The 19,631-nt window shown below is 68.5% G+C and carries 19 protein-coding genes; 3 read left to right on the forward strand and 16 right to left on the reverse strand.

All coding sequences use genetic code 11. The annotated features are described in order from the left end of the window. Positions 1–6: 6 nt before the first annotated feature. The 5 genes from ON34_RS17785 to ON34_RS17805 all read right to left on the reverse strand — a co-directional run bounded on the left by ON34_RS17785 (position 7) and on the right by ON34_RS17805 (position 4,541). Complete coding sequence (locus tag ON34_RS17785; protein ID WP_040780654.1) at positions 7–1,908, reverse strand: alkyl/aryl-sulfatase; 1,902 nt, start codon at positions 1,906–1,908, stop codon at positions 7–9. A gap of 46 nt (positions 1,909–1,954) precedes the next feature. Continuing rightward, positions 1,955–2,257, reverse strand: a complete 303-nt coding sequence (locus ON34_RS17790; RefSeq protein WP_051022799.1) for a DUF202 domain-containing protein — start codon at positions 2,255–2,257, stop codon at positions 1,955–1,957. After that, positions 2,254–2,619, reverse strand: coding sequence for a YidH family protein (locus ON34_RS17795; RefSeq protein ID WP_040780655.1), 366 nt, complete (start codon positions 2,617–2,619; stop codon positions 2,254–2,256). Before ON34_RS17795 ends, ON34_RS17790 begins: the two co-directional genes overlap by 4 nt. 299 nt (positions 2,620–2,918) lie before the next feature. Further along, positions 2,919–3,650, reverse strand: coding sequence for an acetoacetate decarboxylase family protein (locus ON34_RS17800; protein WP_040780657.1), 732 nt, complete (start codon positions 3,648–3,650; stop codon positions 2,919–2,921). A 177-nt stretch (positions 3,651–3,827) separates the two neighbouring features. Next, a complete protein-coding gene (locus tag ON34_RS17805) occupies positions 3,828–4,541 on the reverse strand; it encodes a TetR/AcrR family transcriptional regulator (RefSeq protein ID WP_040780658.1) in 714 nt (237 codons plus the stop codon). Positions 4,542–4,596: 55 nt separating this feature from the next. Between ON34_RS17805 and ON34_RS17810 the strand changes: the two genes are divergently transcribed. Both ON34_RS17810 and ON34_RS17815 read left to right on the forward strand, forming a co-directional pair. Further along, a complete protein-coding gene (locus ON34_RS17810; RefSeq protein ID WP_040780660.1) occupies positions 4,597–6,060 on the forward strand; it encodes an MFS transporter in 1,464 nt (487 codons plus the stop codon). A gap of 632 nt (positions 6,061–6,692) precedes the next feature. After that, the gene (locus tag ON34_RS17815; RefSeq protein ID WP_040780661.1) at positions 6,693–7,355 is read left to right on the forward strand and encodes a chymotrypsin family serine protease; all 663 of its coding nucleotides are present in this window, start codon (positions 6,693–6,695) and stop codon (positions 7,353–7,355) included. A gap of 36 nt (positions 7,356–7,391) precedes the next feature. On the opposite strand, the gene ON34_RS17820 is transcribed toward ON34_RS17815, so the two are convergent. Beyond that, positions 7,392–7,976 carry an FHA domain-containing protein gene (locus tag ON34_RS17820; protein WP_051022800.1) on the reverse strand — a complete coding sequence of 195 codons (585 nt, stop codon included), beginning with the start codon at positions 7,974–7,976 and terminating at the stop codon, positions 7,392–7,394. 327 nt (positions 7,977–8,303) lie between these two features. On the opposite strand from ON34_RS17820, the gene ON34_RS17825 reads away from it, so the two are divergent. Beyond that, entirely contained in the window at positions 8,304–8,801 is a 498-nt protein-coding gene (locus tag ON34_RS17825) for a GNAT family N-acetyltransferase (RefSeq protein WP_051022801.1), read from the forward strand. 25 nt (positions 8,802–8,826) lie between these two features. Here the strand turns inward: ON34_RS17825 and ON34_RS17830 are convergent, their stop codons facing one another. From ON34_RS17830 to ON34_RS17875, 10 genes are all read right to left on the reverse strand, one after another. Continuing rightward, on the reverse strand, positions 8,827–9,750 hold the full coding sequence (locus ON34_RS17830) for a tyrosine recombinase XerC (RefSeq protein WP_040780663.1): 924 nt from the start codon (positions 9,748–9,750) through the stop codon (positions 8,827–8,829). Between the two features lie 541 nt (positions 9,751–10,291). After that, positions 10,292–11,503, reverse strand: coding sequence for a DNA-processing protein DprA (gene dprA / locus ON34_RS17835; protein ID WP_083889524.1), 1,212 nt, complete (start codon positions 11,501–11,503; stop codon positions 10,292–10,294). Then, complete coding sequence (locus ON34_RS17840; protein ID WP_040780665.1) at positions 11,500–13,008, reverse strand: YifB family Mg chelatase-like AAA ATPase; 1,509 nt, start codon at positions 13,006–13,008, stop codon at positions 11,500–11,502. Before ON34_RS17840 ends, dprA begins: the two co-directional genes overlap by 4 nt. Beyond that, positions 13,009–13,365: a YraN family protein gene (locus ON34_RS17845; RefSeq protein ID WP_040780667.1), complete on the reverse strand. Its 357-nt coding sequence runs from the start codon at positions 13,363–13,365 to the stop codon at positions 13,009–13,011. A 101-nt stretch (positions 13,366–13,466) separates the two neighbouring features. After that, positions 13,467–13,772 (reverse strand): DUF2469 domain-containing protein, encoded by a 306-nt coding sequence (locus ON34_RS17850; protein WP_011210678.1) that lies wholly within the window; start codon positions 13,770–13,772, stop codon positions 13,467–13,469. A gap of 46 nt (positions 13,773–13,818) precedes the next feature. Beyond that, positions 13,819–14,604, reverse strand: coding sequence for a ribonuclease HII (locus tag ON34_RS17855; RefSeq protein WP_085997091.1), 786 nt, complete (start codon positions 14,602–14,604; stop codon positions 13,819–13,821). 48 nt (positions 14,605–14,652) lie between these two features. Beyond that, positions 14,653–15,435, reverse strand: a complete 783-nt coding sequence (gene lepB / locus ON34_RS17860) for a signal peptidase I (RefSeq protein WP_373291940.1) — start codon at positions 15,433–15,435, stop codon at positions 14,653–14,655. 77 nt (positions 15,436–15,512) lie between these two features. After that, positions 15,513–15,854 carry a 50S ribosomal protein L19 gene (rplS, locus tag ON34_RS17865; RefSeq protein WP_040780792.1) on the reverse strand — a complete coding sequence of 114 codons (342 nt, stop codon included), beginning with the start codon at positions 15,852–15,854 and terminating at the stop codon, positions 15,513–15,515. A gap of 222 nt (positions 15,855–16,076) precedes the next feature. Further along, positions 16,077–16,997 (reverse strand): hypothetical protein, encoded by a 921-nt coding sequence (locus ON34_RS17870; protein WP_245548086.1) that lies wholly within the window; start codon positions 16,995–16,997, stop codon positions 16,077–16,079. A gap of 28 nt (positions 16,998–17,025) precedes the next feature. Then, entirely contained in the window at positions 17,026–19,407 is a 2,382-nt protein-coding gene (locus ON34_RS17875) for a Tex family protein (protein WP_051022802.1), read from the reverse strand. Between the last annotated feature and the right edge of the window lie 224 nt (positions 19,408–19,631).

Genomic DNA, 19,631 nt, shown 5'->3' on the forward strand with positions numbered 1-19,631 from the left:
CGGCGATCACGGCGTGACGATGGCGAAATCGGGATCCGGCGCGTCGAAGATGTTGACCAGTTCGGCGAGTTTGGTGACATCCCCCTCGATGACGATGTCGCCCGCGGCCGCGGCGACGCCGAAGTCCTCGCCCGCCAACAGCACTCGGATCAGCGTGGCCTTGGTCAGGGTGAACGTGGCGTCGGGTTCCGGAAGGGTCATGCCGGGGGCGACATCGAAGTGGGTCAGGCGCCCGTTGCGCAGTTCGAGTCGATGGGTGCGGTCCTCGTCGGTGAGGATCCAATCCGTCACCAGCCGATGGTCCCACGCCTTGGGGCCGTCGACCCGCAACGCCAAGGCGTCGAAGATCTGGTCGACGGTCAGCGCGGCGGCCACGGTCGGCGATTCGGCCTTGGTCGGCGTGCCGAACGAGCCGTAGCGCAGCTCGTAGGCTCCGCTGAGATAGAAGTTGCGCCAGGTCGCGTTCTCCGCGCCGTAGCCGAGTTGCTCGAAGGTGCTGGCCTGCAGTTCCTTGGCGGCGTCGTTGTCCGGCTCGGCGAAGATGACGTAGTTGAGCACCTGCGCCACCCATCGGTAGTCCCCTGCGTCGTAGGAGACCCGCGCCTTGCGCAGCACTTCGTCCGCGCCGCCCATGAATTCGACGTGCCGCCGCGCGGATTCGACCGGTGGATGCTCCCACAGATGGGCGGGATTGCCGTCGAACCAGCCCATATAGCGCTGGTAGATGGCCTTGACGTTGTGACTGACCGAGCCGTAGTACCCGCGCGCGTGCCACGCCTGTTCGACGGCCGGTGGCAGCGTGAGCATCTCGGCGATCTCCGCGCCGACGTACCCCTGGTTCAGCAGTCGCACGGTCTGGTCGTGCAGGTAGCCGTACAGATCGCGTTGCAGCGAGAGAAACTCGACGAGCCGCGACGTGCCCCAGGTCGGCCAGTGATGCGACGCGAAGACGACGTCGGACTCGCGGGCGAAGAGATTGATCGCCTCGGTCAGGTACTTCGCCCAGATATGGGCGTCGCGCACCAGCGCGCCGCGCAGGGTGAGCACGTTGTGCATGGTGTGTGTCGCGTTCTCCGCCATGCAGAGTGCGCGACGGTCGGGGAAGTACAAGTTCATCTCCGCGGGCGCTTCGGTGCCGGGCGTGAGCTGGAAGACCATCCGTATCCCGTCGACCGTCTCCGCCTGTCCGGTCGTGGTGATGTCGACCGTCGGAGTGATCAACGTGACGGTGCCGACGGAGGTGGTCTGGCCGAGCCCCGACCCCACCGCGCCGAGCGGGCCGCGCGGCAGCACAGCGCCGTACATGTACCCCGCACGACGCGCCATCGCCGTGCCCGCGTAGATGTTCTCGGCCACCGCGTGTTCCAGGAATCCCGCGGGCGCCAGCACCGGACAGCGGCCCGCGGCGACCTCGTCGGCGGTCGTGACACCCCATGCGCCGCCGAAATGGTCGGCGTGCGAATGGGTGTAGATCAGACCCGTCACCGGACGGTCGCCACGGTGTGCTCGGTAGAGCGCGAGACCCGCCGCCGCGGTCTCCACGGAGATCAGCGGATCGATCACCAGCACGCCGGTGTCGCCTTCGACCAGTGTCATATTGGAGATGTCCAGGCCGCGGATCTGGTAGATGCCCTCCGTGACCTCGAACAAGCCCTGCTTCAGTACCAGCCGGGACTGTCGCCAGAGGCTGGGATGAACCGACGCCGGGCAGGGGTCGCGCAGGAAGGCGTAGGAGTCGTTGTCCCACACGACGGTTCCGTCTTCGGAGGTGACCACGCCGGGTTCGAGCGCGGCGATGAATCCGCGTTCCGCGTCGGCGGTGTCGGCGGTGTCCTCCGCGAGCAGCGCGGCGGCGGCACGTTGGTGCTCCGCGACGATGAAGCCGCTGGGCTCACTCGCTGTGCTCATTGTCGTCCTCCTCACGTGTCGACCAACCATGCTGTGCCCCTGCCTTTCACGGCCATGAATCGAGAAACCCGGCTGCCGCGACCGCGACGACGGCGACCGCCACCGCCGACGCGGCGACACTGCTGTCGCCGTGTGCGTACCGGCCTTGACGCAAGCCGCGATTACGCAGGTAGCAGGCCACTGCGAGCGCCACCATCGCCAGCGCGGCGGCGATCGGCGCGATCGCGGCCGCACGCCATCCGCTGTCGAGGGCGTAGTGCAGGAACAGCGTGCCGACCACCATCGACGCCACCGCGGTGCGCCGCCACGCCAGTGCGGTACGTTCGGCGGCCAGATGCGGCGCGTTCATCGCAGCAGCACCGCCAAGCCCGCGAGCACGGACACGATCGCGATGCCCGCCGACAGGATCGGCACCAGCACCGTGTCCGGCAACGGCCCGCCCTGTCGCATGGCCACGCCGACGCGCCGCCAGTGCGCGTACGCGCCGACCGCGACCACCGCCGCCAAAACCAGGCAGCTCAACGCGATCGCGCGCCGGAGCCCGGCCATCCGGAACGGCTGCACCAGCGTGTGCACCGCGACACCACCGGCCAGCAATCCCAGCGAGGTCCGCATCCAGGCCAGGAAGGTGCGTTCGTTCGCGAGCGTGAAGCGGTAGTCGAGTTCCTCTTCGCCCTCTTCCGATTCGGCATCGGGATTCGGCAGCGTCACGCCGCCTCGGCTCGGTTCGCGGGATGCGTCACGTCACCCAACGGTAGTTCGAGCCGCGGACGAGCGCGGCCCTCCGGCGACGCGCCCGGACCACTCCTGCGCGCTCGCCGCCCCGCCACGCGCGACCGGCCCGGTGCGCAGGGTTGATCGACAACACTGCGCTGCTCGGCGGCGATCACGGGCATCACTCCATCGCTCGTAGCGTTGGCAAACGATCCGCTACGCCAGACTAAGCCGGACGCTCGGGGCCGTCCACGCTCCTCGCACGCCCGTGACCCGCTGGTTATCTGCGAGATACGTCAGATCTCGACCGCGTCCTCGAACGTCATGGCCAGCCGCGAGACGGCAGAGGACATCAGCGCACGCCGCGGCAAACCGATCGACCGCAACTCTTCCGCGATCGGATGCTCGCCCAGGGTCAATTCCGCCCCACCGAAACGTGCTCGCATACCGGCGGGCCGCATCCGCCACCGCGTGCAGCGAGTGACCCCGTCGATGTGCGAGTAGGCGTCGAAGGAGGATGCAGTCGCGCGGCCGCCCGGCGTCCTGAGCCCGGGGCGGACGGTGAGATCCGCGATCAGCTGTCCGTTCTGGTGCAGCGCACCGCTGCGCGTGCGACCCTCGTGGTCGACGACGAACTCGGCGAGTTCCTTCGGGAATCCCCAGATGCCCCGGCCCGCGGCCAGCGTGAAATCGCCGTCGACGGGCAGCCGATGGATCAGCACTCCGGCCCGCCCGGTCGCCAGGTCTTTCAGGTCCCCGAATCCCGATGCCGCACGCGAGGTGTGGTGGCGCACCATGAACGAGACGCCGAATTCGTTGTAGGGGCCGAGATCGCCGTCGACGTAGTCGACGAACACCAACGTGCACATCGCCCGCCCGCCGGGCAGCCGCAGGATGCGCAGCCCGGAATAGTCGATGAGCTGTTGCGCCGCCGCGGCGGGCACCGGATAGGTCGCCATGAAAGCGTGTGCGAGCCGGATGCGCACCGGCATTCGTACTTCGCGGCCGAGAACCGTGTGCGTGCTCACGTCAACGCCTTTCTGCGCGTCGGCGCAGCCGTGCGCCGCGTGGTCGTGCGGACGGATTCCATCCGATCAATGTATGGAACATGTATCAGATCATCCGCACAATATTTTTCTCATACGGCCATTATCAGAGTCGAACTTGTTGCAATTTTCCCGGCGGCGCGATGCCAGGGCCCCAGACTACGGAGACCCCGGCGTACCGCGCAGACGGGCCTCCAGGCCGTCGAGCACGCAGAGCAGGCCGAAATCGAAGGCCATCGCGCGCCCGACCTCGGGATCACTCGGCACGGTAGACCGGTAATCGGCGAGCATGTCGGGATAGTCACCGGCGAGCTCGTCCATCACACGCAGTATGCCGTCGGTGTCGATCTCGGCCCCGCCCGAGGCCTTCTCCCAGGCGATCTCCGGAATCACCTGGCCGAGGACGAAACACATCACGGTTCCGCTGGCGAGGTAGATGTCCACGCCACGGAAACCCGCCTGGACGAACGCGCGCCGCAGGCGATCACTCAGCCGTAGCGAGTTCGGACCGATGCTGGGCAGCTGCCCGACCAGCGACGTCATCCACGGATGCGCCCGGATCGTCGCACGCAAGCTGTAGGCGAAGGTGGTCAGCAGCTCACGCCAGGACGCCTGCTCGGGTTCCGGGGTCTGCACCATGCCCCAGAACTGGTCGAGCACCAGCTCGAGCAACTCCTCCTTGTTCGCGACATGCCAGTACAGGCTGGTCGCGCCCGCGCCGAGTTTCGCGCCGAGCTTGCGCATGCTCAGCGACTCCAGCCCCTCGGCGTCGAGGATCTCGACGGCCGCGCTGATGATCTGGTCGCGGTGCAGCCCGGACGACTTGGGCTGGCGCGGCTGCCTCGTCCATACCGACGTGAACTGCTTGGTCACCCCTTGATCCTATATTCACTCGCACAGTGTTCGATTTTTCTCGTACGCTGTGCGAGTGGAATCGAACGTTGTACGAGACCCGCGTCGTTGGTGGGTCCTCGGAGTCCTGTGCCTGTCCCTGCTGGTGCTGATGCTCGACAGCACCGTGCTCAATCTCGCCATCCCGTCCCTGATTCGAGAGCTGGACGCCACACCGTCGGACGTGCAGTGGATCCTGGACGCCTACGTGCTGGTCTTCGCCGGGTTACTGCTCACCGCCGGAAGCCTGTCCGACCGATTCGGCAGGCGGCGCGCACTGGTCACCGGGCTGGCCCTCTTCGGCGTGGCGTCGCTGGCCGCCGTGCTGGCCACCGAGCCGTGGCAGGTCGTCGCCGCCCGCGCCGCGATGGGCGTCGGCGGCTCGCTGCTGATGCCCTCGACCCTGTCGATCCTGATGACCACCTTCGCTGAGGACGAACGCCGCACGGCGATGGCGGCGTGGTCGACGGTCTCGATGGTCGGCATCGTCGCCGGACCGACGCTGGGCGGCTTTCTGCTCGAGCACTATTGGTGGGGGTCGGTGTTCCTGCTCAACATCCCGGTGGCGGTCCTGGCGATCGTGGCGGCTTTGGCGCTGATGCCGGAGACCACCGGCGAGCAGCGACCCGTCGATCTCGTCGGCGTGCTGTTGTCCGTCGTGGCGCTCGGCGCGACGGTCTACGTGATCATCGAGCGGGAGTGGAACATCGGCATGATCGTGCTGGCCGCCGTGACGGCCCTCGCGTTCGTCGGGTGGGAGAGCCGGTCGGCGCATCCGATGCTGCCATTGGCGATGTTCCGCAGCCGGGACTTCACCGGCACCTGCTTCACTCTGCTCCTGATGGTCTTCGGCATGGGTGCGGTCATGCTGATGCTGACCCAATACCTGCAATTCGTGCTCGGCTACGGGCCCATGAAGGCCGGTCTGGCGCTGCTGCCCTACGCCGTGGCCGCGGCCGTCTGCAACGGACTCGGCGCGACCCTCGGAAAGACTCTGAGCAACAAGACGCTCATCGTCTCCGGCCTGCTCGTCATGGGCGCGGCGTTCGGCATCCTGGCCGTGGCGAGCGGCTACCCGGGGGTCCTGGCCAGCATGCTGGTGATGGGCATCGGCGGCGGTTTGGCGGGACCGGCCGCGTACGCGGCCATCATGAGCGCCATCCCCCTCGAACACGCCGGTGTCGGCTCCGCGATGAACGACACGTTGCAGCAGGTCGGTATGGCGATCAGCATCGCGATCCTGGGCAGCGTGCTGGCCGGAGTGTTCACCTCGAACATGCCCGCGGACGCCCCTGACGCGGCGCGCGAATCCATCGGCGCGGCATTCCAGCTCGGCTACATCGAGCCCGCCAAGGACGCCTTCACCGCCGCCATGTCGACCGGCGCGTGGATCAGCGCTGGATTCAGCATCGCCGCCGCCGCGCTCGGCGCGGCCCTGCTACGGGCCCGACGTGCGGAATCGGCCGCGCAGCCCGAACCCGCCGCCGCGACGAACGGGTGATCCGTAGCGCCGGGGCCGCGTCCTGGCTTCACCCGGGATGAATTATTCCGACCCGGGGGCTGATGGTCTCCTGCGCGCCCTCCGAGCAGAGTTGGTGGTGTGTACGCATTCTGCCGGCCTTCAGTAGACGAGGGCTTGTGAATCAATCAGTCGCAGGAGACATCATGATCACGAACAAAATGCGCGCAACGGCAGCGGCAGTAGCGGTCGCACCGGTCATCGCCCTCGGTTCCGGATTTGCTTCCGCGGCCCCGGACGTATCCCCTGTGCCCGTGGCGGATAATTCCGCGGTTCCGGCCCAGGTCGAGCCCGCTACGTTGGGTCTGATCTGGCCTCTGGGCATTTTCTGTGCCCCATTGCTGCTCCTTCCGCCGGTCATCAACGCGGTCGCCGTGTTCGTGTGCGCCGTTTAATCGCACTCGACAGACGGCACTGAGGACGAGATCGTCACGTGTCGCGACGCAGACCGCGTCGTAACCGTGTGGCGTCTCGTCTGGTGACGAAACAACTCCAGCCGGGCTCCGCGTCGCGGGGCCGGATCACGATACCGGCCCCCGGCGTGCCCGGCCCGGGATGTATATGAGCATTTATCCATGGCACACGGATAAATGCGGTTCAATTATCGGATGACAATGTTCAGGAAACTCGTGGGCGCTGCCGCGGCACTTGCCGCGGCCGCCGCGCTATTCGGGGCGTCGTCAGTCACCGCACACGCCCAGGGACCGGCCGTACTGGGCGGCGGCTCCGGCATCATCGTCGCGGACCAGAACATCTGCACACTCACCACGATCGGGCGCGACGCCGGAGGCCGCCTGGTCGGGTTCACCGCCGCGCACTGCGGTGCGGCCGAATCCGCGGTCGTGGCCGAAGCCAACCGTAACGCCGGCGCCCTCGGCACCTTCGCCTACACCAACGAGGAGCTGGACTACGCCGTGATCGTGTTCGATCCGGGCAAAGTCACGCCCGTGAACCATGTGGGCAGCACGACGATCACCGAGGTCGGCGGACCTGCGCAATTCCCGGACATCGCCTGTAAGGAAGGCCGGGGCACCGGCCGGACCTGCGGGCTGACCTACGGCGACGTGTTCGGCGGCGGCTCCTTGACCTGGACCCAGATGTGCGTGGTTCCGGGTGATTCGGGCGCACCGGTCGTGGTGGGCACGACCCTCGTCGGCATGGTCAACGGATACTTGAGCGTGCCGTGCCTCGGTCCGGAGGTCGGCGCGAACATCACCGCTATCATGAACGACGCGAACGCGCGCGGCGGCGCCGGAGCGGGGTTCGACCCGATCTAGCCGGGCACCGCATCGGAGCTCGTCCGGCCGGAATGATCACCGCTCGTGCTCGACTATCACGCCGCTTTCGATCGCGCGTTCGACCAAGAACGAGCGCTTCTGATTCGGCGGCAAGGCCGGGATGCGGAATTTGTCGAACAGTGCCCGCATGTGCGTCTTGACCGTGGAGACGGTCAGGCACAAATCGTGCGCGATCTGACGGTTCGATGCGGGGTACGAATACGCGTTCCGCGCGTCGTACGGGCGGCAGAGCGCCTCCAGAACCTGATATTGGGCATCGGTCAGCGAATTCCGGGTGGGCAGCGCGGAAAGCGCGAGCGTCATCTCCTCTTCGGAGGAGGTGCCGTCCCGGAAAACGAGTAGTGACCGGCCCACCCGAATCCGGTCGCCGGAGCTGAGTTTCCTGCGTCCGCCGACACGCTCGCCATTGATGAAAGTCCCGTTCTTCGACAGGCCGTCATCGATGATGACCCAGCAGTCGCAGACTCGTTCGATGATGGCGTGCAGACGAGAAACGGTCGCGTCGGCTGTCACGGTGATGTCGGCCGCGTTCGACCGACCTATTGTCACGCTGGGCGTGTCACCGTTCAGGGGAATCTCACGCCATGTTCCCCGCCCCATCGGCTGGGATAGCGTCGACTCCGCGCCCGACCGGGGCCGCGCGGGCTGGCCTGCCAGTGAGTACAGTCCGCGATGCAGGGCCTGTGGTCCGCTCGACGTAGACATCGCCTGTTTCCCACTCGGAGTACGTCATGGAGTGCGGGGCACTGATTCGCATCTTCCAGGGTGCGCCCTTCTGACACCGATCACACCGGAATTCAACTACTTCGGCGCGATCTTGTAGGGAAACGGATACTGGACCCTGCCTCCGCGACACCAAAGCAGACTGATGGTCGGAATTTTCCCTAGCCGATGAAGAGTCAGGATCGGCGGGGCCAGCATAGTCAGATGAACATGATCATCCGGCCACGAACCGACGCCGATATGCGGGACTGCGCCGCGGCTCTCCGGCAAGTACACGACGTCGACCGGTACCCGGACATCTGGCCTGCCGATCCGCTGGGCTGGCTGTCCCCAGCCAAGCTCATCGCGGCTCATGTCGCCGAACATGCCGGGAAAGTGGTTGGACACGTCGGTCTCGGGGCAGGCGGGGACACACCGATGACCGTGCGTGAATTGCTCGGCACGCCCGCCGTGGCGTGGGTGATCCGGCTGTATGTCGTACCGTCCGCCCGACGGGCGGGAGTCGGTTCCCATTTGCTGACGGCGGCAGTGCGAATCGCAGCGAGCTGGGGGCAGCGGGCTGCGCTCACCGTCGAATCCGGCAGTGCGGCGGCGATCGCGATGTACGAGCGAAGCGGTTGGCGACGCGTTCATAGCGCGACCGGCGGCTGGCACACAGCGCAGGGGGAAGAAGCGTGGATGCACTACTACGTCAGCCCGTGAGACCGCGGCTGGCCGATCGCCTATCTCAGGCGCGCGGGTGGGCTTGGTCGTGTGCCTTCCTCAGGCGGTCGATGGAGACGTGGGTGTAGAGCTGTGTGGTCGCCATGCTGGCGTGGCCGAGCAGTTCCTGGACCACACGCAGGTCGGCGCCACCCTCGAGGAGATGGGTCGCGGCGGTGTGCCGCAGACCGTGCGGACCCATATCGGGGGCGCCGGGGATGGCCGACACCACCTCGTGCACCACGCTTCTGGCCTGGCGCTGATCGAGGCGCTTGCCGCGGCGGCCGAGCAGCAGCGCGCGCCCGGACTCGGCGGTGGCGAAGGCGGGGCGTCCATAGCGCAGCCAATCGCCGACGGCCTCGTCGGCGGGCGCGCCGAACGGCGCCGATCGCTCCTTGTTGCCCTTGCCGAGTACGCGCACCACGCGCCGTTCGCGATCGACATCCTCGATGTCCAGCCCGCACAGCTCGCTCACCCGGATGCCGGTGGCGTAGAGCAATTCCACGATCGCCCGATCCCGCAACGCCATCGGGTCGCGCTGGGCGGCGCCCGATCGCGCCGCGTCCATGGCGCCGATCGCCTGCTGCGGTCCGAGGACGGCCGGGAGTACGCGATGCGCCTTGGGTGACCCCAACCGCAGTCCCGGATCGACGGACAGTCGCCCGGTGCTGGTGAGCCACGCGGTGAAGGTACGCGCCGACGACGCCCGCCGCGCCAATGTCGTCCGGGCGGCGCCCGCGGCCGCCTGCCGCGCCAACCACGACCGCAACAGCAGCAGATCCAGCTCACGGATAGCCGAATCGGCCGACCGCATATACAGATGGTCCAGCAGCGAACGCGCATCCCCCAGATACGCCCGCACCGTATGCTCCGAGCGATTCCGTCCGAGCCGCAGATGCCTGCCGTACTCCGCCAACAGCGCTTCCAGATCCTCGGGCAGTTGCTCCATTCCCCCACCGTCGCGACCCCGGCCCGGGTTGGCAAGTCCCCGCGCCGAACGGCCCCGCATGGGCGATATCCACCCCACAGGTGCACTCCTCGCCTTCACCCCCACCTGACGAACTTCGCCCACGACCACGGGACGGCTGCACCGTGTCCGCCTGATCCCGCACCGACCGCCGCCACTCCTCACCACGCAGCTCCGCCACCATTGCGTGGGGGACAACAGTCCGCCGCACCGTGCACAAGCCCGTAGTTCCGCACGACGCCGCGATGACCACATCGGCGCCCCGTCGATTCCCGTCGCACCATGGAGTCATTGCCTGCACTGCGCCCATCCTCCTCGCATCAGTCGCTCGGCCCTTCTCGCCTCGCCGCCGCACCGGTCCATGACCGAAAGCGGCGGCAATTGCGGACGCCATGCACTGCGCGCGACCTCGTCGTCGGAATCGTGCAGCAACGACCGGGACGATGGGCCGCGGCTCGTGCTCCGGCAGGGCCAGCGAGGGCGTGCCGACGTGCGACCGGTTCGGATCCCGCAGTCGGCCCGCTCATCTGCGGCGGGCCGTTCGGTGCCAACCGCTGTCGTCGGCCGCCACCAGACCCGCCAATTCGAGGGCCGGGAGGATCGCGCGGACCACGGGAAGCGACAGGCCGCACTGCTGGGACAGCTCGAGCGGCAACCGGGAACCGATCCTCGGCAGCGCCGCGAAGACCAGGGCCTCGTCCCCGGTGAGACGGTCCTCCGGAGTGTCGGCTGTCGCTCCCGGAAAGGACAGCTGGAGCGGACCCGCCTCGTCGACGACTTCCTCGGCACGGGTGACCAGGAGGGCTTCACCGTCCCGAATCATTCGATGACAACCGACCGAAGCCGCCGACGTCACCGGGCCGGGTACGGCCAAGGCGGGGCGGCCGAGGCGGCGAGCCCACTTGACGGTGTTGCGGGCACCACTGCGCAACCCCGCCTCCACGACCAGTACGCCATCGGCGAGGGCGGCGATCAGGCGATTGCGGGCGAGGAATTGGTGCTTGTGCGCGGTGACTCCGGGCGGGTATTCGCTGACCACCAGGCCCGATTCGGCGATATCGGCCAGCAGGCGCTCGTGCTGGGCCGGATACGGCCGGTCGATGCCGCAGGCCAGCACGGCGATGGTCGAGCCGTCCACCGCCAATGCCGCGCGGTGCGCCATGCTGTCGATCCCGAACGCGGCACCGGACACGATGGTCCATCCCTGCGCGGCGAGATCGCCCGCGATCTCGCTGGTCACCCGGTTGCCGTAGCCGGTGCTGCACCGCGCGCCGACCACCGCCACGGCGCGTTCGCTGGACTCGAGCAGGGATCGGGGGCCGCGGGCCCACAGGACGAGCGGTACAGCCCCGTCGCGGTCGCGGCCCGGTTCGAGCTGCGTGAGACCGAGCATGCGCCAGGCGGGCCACTCCGGGTCGTCCGGCGTCACCACTCGTCCGCCGATCCGGTCGATCAGCTCGAGATCCCGCGCCGCGATGTCGATGTCGCGCCGCTGCTCCGTCGGTCCGCGCAACGGCTCGGGCAGCGCGCACTCCCGCACGGCACGCGCCGCCTCCATCACTCCGATCGCGTCGATCAGCGCCGACAGCGGCGCGCACGGGCCCTGCACCACTCGCGACAGGTACACCCAGGCCGAACGCCGCGCATCGGGATCGCCGGATGCCGGGCCCGAGGGGGCCGCGGGCACGCCACTCACCTCGGCGGCGCCGCCGTCCCGCGGCGGCGCCGCACTCATTGCGCGCCTCGCTGGCGGAAGTTCAGCGCGGCGAGCACATCCTGCGCCGAGGGCACTTCTCCCCCACGCAGGTCGCAGATGGTCCATGCGATCCGGATGGCGCGGTCCGCGCCGCGCGCGGACATGCGGCCGAGACGCATGGCACCCTCGACGGGCGCGAGGGCTTCCCGGGGGAGGCGGAACTTCTGCCGCAGAACGTGACCTGGGACTTCCGCATTGGTCAGCCACCCGTATTCGCGCCAGCGCTCGGCCGCCGCGCGCCGGGCGACGGCGACACGAGCGCGAACCACCTCGCTGCTCTCGGCAGCATCGGTACTGAAGGCGGCGCCCGACTGGCCGTGCATCCGCACCCAGATGTCGATTCGGTCCATCAGCGGCCCCGACAGCTTCCCGAGATAGCGGCGGCGAGCCAGCGGTGCGCAAATGCAGTCGACGTCGCGCGCCGGGGCGCACGGGCACGGATTCGCCGCCAGCACCAGCTGGAATCGGGCGGGATACCGTGCCACACCGTCGCGCCGGGCGATGCGTACTTCTCCTTCCTCCAAGGGCGTTCGCATCGCCTCGAGCACCTTCGTGCCGAGTTCGGCGCACTCGTCGAGGAACAGCACACCGCGGTGGGCCCGGCTGACCGCGCCGGGCCGCGCGATCCCCGAGCCGCCACCGATCATCGCGGTCACCGACGTCGAATGGTGTGGGGCGACGAACGGTGGCACGGTCACCAGCGGGTGGTCGCCGGCGAGCGTGCCCGCCATCGAATGGATCGCGGTCACCTCCAGCGCCTCGGTCTCCGTGAGCGGCGGCAGCAGGCCCGGAAGACGTTGCGCCAGCATCGTTTTGCCGATTCCCGGCGGGCCGGTGAGCAGCAGGTGGTGCCCGCCCGCCGCGGCCACCTCCAGCGCCCAGCGCGCTTCGTCCTGCCCCACCACCTCGCTGAGATCACCGCCCTGGCGCACCGCATCGGGCAGGTCGCCATCCGGTTCGGCGAGCGCGCCCTCCCCGCGCAGCCAGGCCACCACCCCGCGCAGGCTGCTGGCGCCGAAGACCTGGATACCCTCCACGAGTCCGGCCTCGGCCATGGTCACCGCGGGCACCACGACGGTCGACCAGCCCGCGTTGCGGGCCGCTAGCACGGCGGGCAGCACTCCGCGCACCCGCCGCACCCGCCCGTCCAGCGCTAGTTCACCGAGCAGCACCGTCTTCGCGAGGCGCTCGGAGGGGACCGCGTCGGACGCGTCCAGCACCGCGACGGCCAGCGCCAAGTCGTAGACGCTGCCGAGCTTGGGCAACGTCGCGGGAGACAGCGCGAGGACCACCCGGCCGTCCGGCCATTTCTCCCCTGAGTTGGCCACCGCGGAGCGCACCCGGTCGCGGGATTCCTGCAACGCGGCGTCGGGCAGGCCGACCAGGTGCACCGACGGCAGGCCCTGACCGATATCGGCCTCGATCTCGACGAGCAGCCCGTCCACGCCGGTGACCGCGATGGAATGCGCCCGGCCCAGCGCCATTCAGAACACCGCCTCGAGATGATCGATCACCGGTGGACGTCCGCGTGCCACCAGCACCGACACGACGTCGAATCGAATGCGCCGCCACGGCCCGTCCTGCTCGGCCAGCCACAGCAGGGCCAAGCGCCGGATTCGCTGTTGCTTGAGGAAGGTGACCGACTCGGCCGGGGTGCCGTAGCCGAGCCCCGAGCGGGTCTTGACCTCGACGAAAGCGGTCACCTCTCCGTCTCGGGCGATCAGATCCAGCTCGCCGTACCGGCACCGCCAATTCCTGGCGAGGATCTCCATCCCCGCGGCGCGCAGAAACGCCGCCGCCAATTGCTCCCCGTGCGCGCCGAGCGCCTGTCTATCTGTCACCCGGCCAGCGTGCGCCCGGCCCGAATCAGGTCAGCGTCGCCGACCTGGGCATTCGGAGAACCTGTTGATAACCGCGCGGCTGTGCAGAACTATCCGGCCGCTCACTCGGGCAGCCGCAGGTCCGGTTTCTCCAGCTCCTCGATGTTGACGTCCTTGAAGGTGATGACCCGGACGTGCTTGACGAAGCGGGCGGGGCGATACATGTCCCACACCCACGCGTCGCTCATCCGCACTTCGAAGTACACCTCGCCATCGGCGTTCTGCGGCCGCAGCTCCACGGAGTTGGCCAGGTAGAAGCGGCGCTCGGTCTCCACCACGTACGAAAACTGACCGACGATGTCCTTGTACTCGCGATACAGCGAGAGCTCCATCTCGGTCTCGTACTTCTCGAGGTCCTCGGCACTCATCGGGTGGGACGTCCTCCTTCTCGCCGCATCGCGTCGTGTGATGACATCATCGCGCATGCGCGGCGTCGGTAGCCACTCGGCCAGCCGTACGCGCGTTCTGAAACTGCTCGGACAGCGTCTCGTCGAGCTCGCCCGCCAGGACGGCGTCCGCCTCTTCGGTGTCGACCGCGACCGACCGCAGCCCGGCGGCCAGGCGCACATTGCGCCATGAGCGGCGGTGTTCGCTGCTCGGGCCGAGGCGGTGCAGCGCCGCCGTGTGCTCGGGGGTGTTGTACCCCTTGTGTGCCGCGAACCCGTAGCCGGGGAATCGCTCGTCCAGCTCGACCATTATGCGGTCCCGAGTGACCTTCGCCAGGATGCTGGCCGCCGCGATGCAGGCCGCCGACCCGTCGCCACCGATCACCGGCAGTGAAGGCACCGGGATGCCGGGCACCCGGAACCCGTCGGTGAGCACATAGCCCGGCTCCCGGCCCAACCCGGCGACGGCGCGGCGCATTCCTTCGATATTCGCCACGTGGATGCCGATCGAGTCGATCTCCCAGGCCGGGATGACGACCACTTTGTAGGCCAGCGCCAGGCGGGTGATCACCGGGTACAGCTCCTCGCGGGTGGCCTCGGTGAGCTTCTTGGAATCATCGAGACCGGCCAGCTTGTCATAGGCCTTCGGGGCGAGCAGGCAGGCGGCCACCACGAGCGGCCCCGCGCACGGACCGCGCCCTGCCTCGTCCACCCCGGCTACCGGCCCGAGACCACTGCGGATCAACGCGGCCTCCAGCGTGCGCAATCCCCCGGCCCTGCGCATGACCACGCGCGGCGGCCAACCGTTACCCACTGGCACTCGACCCTGCCCCACGATCCAATTATCCTGCGCGCCGGACGATCAGTTCGTCTGGGGATTCTCCGAACGCACCGGTCCGATCCGCCCGGGCGGCCAGATCTTGAACACCGCCTTGCCGCGGACGTTCTCCACCGGAATGGTGCCGTCCAGGTCATCGTTGATGTGCGCGCGGGAGTCGGCGGACTGGTTGCGGTTGTCGCCCATCACCCACAGATGTCCCTCGGGCACCTTCACGGGCTTGAATTCCCGGCCACCGCCGGCGCCGTACGGCTGGCCGGGCACGTACGGGGAGAGGTAGCGCGCGTACGGCTCGTCCAACGGCTTGCCGTCCACGATGACCCGTCCCTGCGGGTCGCAGCACTGCACGGTCTGGCCACCGACCGCGATCACCCGCTTCACCAGGTCGTTCTCGTCCGGCGGCACCAGGCCGAAGAAGGAGAAGAAGTTCTGCACGCCACGAATGGCCGGATTGTCCGACCGGATCGACTTGTAGTGGGTGTTCCACGAGGGCGGCCCGACGAACACGACCACGTCACCCGGCTGCGGATCGCCCCAGTAGTAGCTGAGCTTCTGCACGTAGATGCGGTCACCGGTGCATCCGGCGCACCCGTGCAGCGTGGTCTCCATCGACTCCGACGGGATCACGTACGGCCTGCCGACGAAGGTGACCATCAGCGCGGCGATCACCGCGGCGATCACGATGAGGATCGGCAATTCCTGCCAGAACGGCCGCTGCTGCTTCTTCTGCCCGCGCCTGGCGCGAACTCCCCGCTTACCCTCGTCGCCCGATTCGGACACCGACACCGACCCACTTTCGTCTGCCACGCCGAACAGATTAGCCCGGCATCGAGACGGACGTTCGATGCCGGGCTGAGCAAAATCCGTTGTGCCGAAAAGCTAACTCAGCGCTTTTCCTTGATCTTGGCGGCCTTACCGCGCAGCTCACGCAGGTAGTAGAGCTTGGCGCGGCGGACGTCACCGCGGGTAACGACATCGATGTGGTCGATGTTCGGGCTGTGCACCGGGAAGGTGCGCTCCACGCCGACACCGAACGACACCTTGCGGACCGTGAAGGTCTCGCGGATGCCACCACCCTGGCGGCGGATCACGACGCCCTTGAAGACCTGGATGCGCTCCTTCGAGCCTTCGATGACCTTCACATGCACGTTGAGCGTGTCGCCCGGCCGGAACTCGGGGACGTCGCTGCGCAGCGACTTTTCGTCGACGAAGTCAAGGGTGTTCATTTCCATCCTTCTGGTTTCGCGCGAACAGAGGACCCTGGCGGCACTGCGTGTGCTCGGCCGGTTCATGCTCCGAATTAGGGGGTGCGCCGGGTCGACAATCACCCAGGGCAACCTGAGCATTGTGCCAGACCAGCGCGGCGCGGAAGAAATCGGCCCGAGCCGAGCGCGTTGGGTTATCCCTTCACTCTAGTGGCGCGGCCGCACGTAGGGGCCGGTGCGCGGTCAGTGATCGTGTTCGCCGGAGATCGCGTCCTGTGCGGGCGGTGGTCCGGGCGACTTCAGCGCGTTGTGGTCGGCATGCCAGAGCGAGTGGTGGCGGTGCGGCGCCGGTGGCGCGGGAACCACCGTGCGGGTGAGTTCCGCCTCCGCCGCCGTGCGGACATGGTCGACGTCCGGTTTCCCCGCGACCAGGTCTTGGACGAAGATCTTGGCCCGGATCACCGGACGGCGATATCGCCGTTCGCGGACGATGGCCCGGTACATCAGCCGCCTGCGATCGGCGTAACGCCAGCGCGCCCACGGCGCGCCCGGACGGCTGAGCCGCAGGGCGCCGACGACCAGCAGCGGCAGGAAGAACATGCCGAACAGCCCGGTCCAGATCTTGCCTTTGGCGATGACGATCGCGGCCAGCGCCAAGTTCACCGCCGCGAACACGACGACGAAGACGCGCACCTCGATGCTCGGATCGCGCCGGAAGTCGTTGATGTCCAGCAACCACAGCGGGTGGAAGCCGAGCAGCAGCAGCCCGGTCACGGCCAGCGCGACGAAAACCGCGTCGACCGACGTGCGCCCCTGCTCCTCCCAATACACGTCGCGCAGGTAGAAGATCAGCGCGAACTCGTCGAGGACCAGCGCGGCGCCGACGCCGAAGGCCGCGGCGAGCCCGCTGGCCGTCGCCGTGTCCGCGTCCTGGTACAGCGTGACCATGCCGATGCCGGACACGAGCACCAGGATCACCCCGAACACCATGTGATGGATGTGGGTGTCCCCGGCGCGCAGGTTACCGGGCCACCAGCGCACCCGCGCCCGGATCAGCCGGACGCTGAGCCGGATGAACAGGAAGCCGACGATGAACCCGAGGAGGAAGCACAGCAACGGCAGCCGCCCCTGGGCGATCACGTCCTCGTGGAGCCACCGTCGCATGCCCGTCTACTCCCTCCCGTGCACCGGACTACTGGCCGAAGCCCGCCCTGCGCAACGCGTCCGCCATCGCACCGCTCGGCGGGGGCGCGTTGCGACGCTGGTTTCCTCCGCGCCCCTGTCCCTGGTTACGGCCTTGGCCCTGCTGCCTGTTCTGGCCATTCTGCCGCTGCCGCTGCTCGCCGCCTGATCGGCCGCCCTGGCCACGCTGCTTGTCGCCGCCCTTCCCTGGCACGCCGGGCTCGTCGTCGAGACGCAGGGACAGACCGATGCGCTGGCGCGCCACGTCCACCTCGAGCACCTTCACCTTGACCACGTCGCCGGACTTGACCACCTCGCGCGGGTCTTTGACGAAGTTGTGCGACATCGCCGAGACGTGCACCAGCCCGTCCTGATGCACGCCCACATCGACGAACGCGCCGAACGCGGCCACGTTCGTCACCACGCCCTCGAGCACCATGCCCGGCTTCAGGTCGGCGACCTTCTCCACGCCTGCGGCGAACTCCGCGGTCTTGAACTCCGGACGCGGGTCGCGGCCCGGCTTCTCCAGCTCCGCGATGATGTCGGTGACGGTCGGGACACCGAACCGCTCGTCGGTGAAGTCATCGGCGCGCAGCGCGCGCAGCACCGAGGTGTTGCCGATGACCTCCGCGATGCCGCGGCCGGTGGATTCGAGGATGCGCCGCACCACCGGGTACGCCTCCGGATGCACCGCGGAGGTGTCCAACGGGTCGTCGCCCCCGCGGATGCGCAGGAAGCCCGCGCACTGCTCGAACGCCTTCGGACCAAGGCGCGGCACGTCGAGCAGCGCGGTCCTGCTGCGGAACGGGCCGTTCTGGTCCCGGTGCGCGACAATGCTTTCCGCGACCGACCCGGCGATGCCGGATACCCGCGACAGCAGCGGCACCGAGGCCGTGTTCACGTCGACGCCGACCGCGTTCACCGCGTCCTCGACGACCGCGCCCAGCGAGCGCGCCAGCAGCGATTCCGACACGTCGTGCTGGTACTGGCCGACGCCGATGGACTTCGGGTCGATCTTCACCAGCTCGGCCAGCGGGTCCTGCAGCCGCCGCGCGATCGACACCGCGCCGCGCAGCGAGACGTCCAGATCGGGCAGCTCCTGGGAGGCATAGGCCGAGGCGGAGTACACCGAAGCGCCCGCCTCGGACACCACGATCTTGGTCGGCTTGTTCTCCGGGATGCGCGAGATCAGTTCGGCGGCAAGGGCGTCGGTCTCCCGTGACGCGGTGCCGTTGCCGATCGCGATGAGCTCGACGCCGAACCTGGCCACCAGCGCGCCCAGCACCGCGAGCGACTTCTCGGTCTGGCCCTGCGGCTTGTGCGGGTAGATCACCTCGGTGGCGACCACCTTGCCGGTGGCGTCGACCACCGCGACCTTCACGCCGGTGCGGTAGCCGGGGTCGAGGCCCATGGTCGTGCGGGTGCCCGCGGGCGCGGCGAGCAGCAGATCGCGCAGATTCGCGGCGAACACGTCGACCGCGTCCTTCTCGGCGGCCTGGCGCAGCCGCATCCTGGTGTCGATGCCCAGGCTCACCTGCAGTTTGGTGCGCCAAGCCCAGCGCACGGTGTCCAACAGCCAGGAGTCGGCGGGGCGGCCGCGGTCGGCGATGCCGAAGCGGGCGGCGATGCGGCCCTCGTAGACGGTGCGCTGGCCCGGCTCCGGCTCCTCGGTGTCCGGCTCCAGGTGCAGGGTGAGCACCTCCTCCTTCTCGCCGCGCAACAGCGCCAGGATGCGATGGGAGGGCAGCTTGTCGAACGGCTCGCTGAAATCGAAGTAGTCGGCGAACTTCGCGCCCGACTCCTCCTTGCCCGCACGCACGGTCGAGGTGACCTGCCCGCGGTTCCACATCAGCTCGCGCAGCTCGCCGACCAGGTCGGCGTCCTCGGCGAAGCGCTCGACCAGGATGGCGCGTGCTCCGTCCAGCTGCTCGGTGCTGTACTGCGCCGGATCGGTGTTCGGGTCGTTGATCAGCGCATCGGCCACCGGCTCGTGCCCCGCCTCGCGCGCGATCTGCGCCTTGGTGCGCCGCTTCGGCTTGTACGGCAGGTAGATGTCCTCGAGCCGGGCCTTGGTCTCGGCGAGCATGATCTGCTGGTGCAGCGCGTCGTCGAGTTTGCCCTGGCCGCGGATCGATTCGATGATCGCGGCCCGGCGCTCGTCGAGTTCGCGCAGGTAGTGCAGGCGCTCATCGAGCTGGCGCAGCTGGGCGTCGTCCAGACCGCCGGTGACCTCCTTGCGGTAGCGCGCGATGAACGGCACCGTCGAGCCCGCGTCGAGGAGCTCGACGGCGGCGCGGACCTGGGTCTCGCGCACCCCGAGTTCCTCGGCGATGCGGCGGTTCACGCTGGCTCCGGCCGCGGCGACGGAAGGCGGCGGCGTGGGAGGGACCACGGTGTTGGACTCTGCACTGGAAGTCTCGGGCGCTGTAGTCACGCCCGAGACACTAGCTGTTCCGCCTCTCCGAGTCTTCAGGCTGTCCCGCCTCGCTCCCCCGCCTCGCTCCCCCGCCTCTCCGGGTCTTCAGGCCGTACTAGTCAGGTGACACCTGATTTGCGTTCAGGTCCTGCGTTGGGTCCCGCTCGGGTTCTGGGGGTACCCGGTGAGTTACCCATGTA

Origin of the sequence: Nocardia pneumoniae NBRC 100136, from assembly GCF_000308755.1 — a bacterium.
GTDB classification, from domain to species: domain Bacteria; phylum Actinomycetota; class Actinomycetes; order Mycobacteriales; family Mycobacteriaceae; genus Nocardia; species Nocardia pneumoniae.

Bases quoted from the DNA above. Each gene is read 5' to 3' on its own strand.
- ON34_RS17785 (WP_040780654.1), bottom strand. From the start codon at position 1,908: ATGAGCACAGCGAGTGAGCCCAGCGGCTTCATCGTCGCGGAGCACCAA.
- ON34_RS17790 (WP_051022799.1), bottom strand. From the start codon at position 2,257: ATGAACGCGCCGCATCTGGCCGCCGAACGTACCGCACTGGCGTGGCGG.
- ON34_RS17815 (WP_040780661.1), top strand. From the start codon at position 6,693: ATGTTCAGGAAACTCGTGGGCGCTGCCGCGGCACTTGCCGCGGCCGCC.
- ON34_RS17820 (WP_051022800.1), bottom strand. From the start codon at position 7,976: ATGGGGCGGGGAACATGGCGTGAGATTCCCCTGAACGGTGACACGCCC.
- ON34_RS17825 (WP_051022801.1), top strand. From the start codon at position 8,304: ATGAACATGATCATCCGGCCACGAACCGACGCCGATATGCGGGACTGC.
- ON34_RS17830 (WP_040780663.1), bottom strand. From the start codon at position 9,750: ATGGAGCAACTGCCCGAGGATCTGGAAGCGCTGTTGGCGGAGTACGGC.
- dprA (WP_083889524.1), bottom strand. From the start codon at position 11,503: ATGAGTGCGGCGCCGCCGCGGGACGGCGGCGCCGCCGAGGTGAGTGGC.
- ON34_RS17840 (WP_040780665.1), bottom strand. From the start codon at position 13,008: ATGGCGCTGGGCCGGGCGCATTCCATCGCGGTCACCGGCGTGGACGGG.
- ON34_RS17850 (WP_011210678.1), bottom strand. From the start codon at position 13,772: ATGAGTGCCGAGGACCTCGAGAAGTACGAGACCGAGATGGAGCTCTCG.
- rplS (WP_040780792.1), bottom strand. From the start codon at position 15,854: ATGAACACCCTTGACTTCGTCGACGAAAAGTCGCTGCGCAGCGACGTC.
- ON34_RS17870 (WP_245548086.1), bottom strand. From the start codon at position 16,997: ATGCGACGGTGGCTCCACGAGGACGTGATCGCCCAGGGGCGGCTGCCG.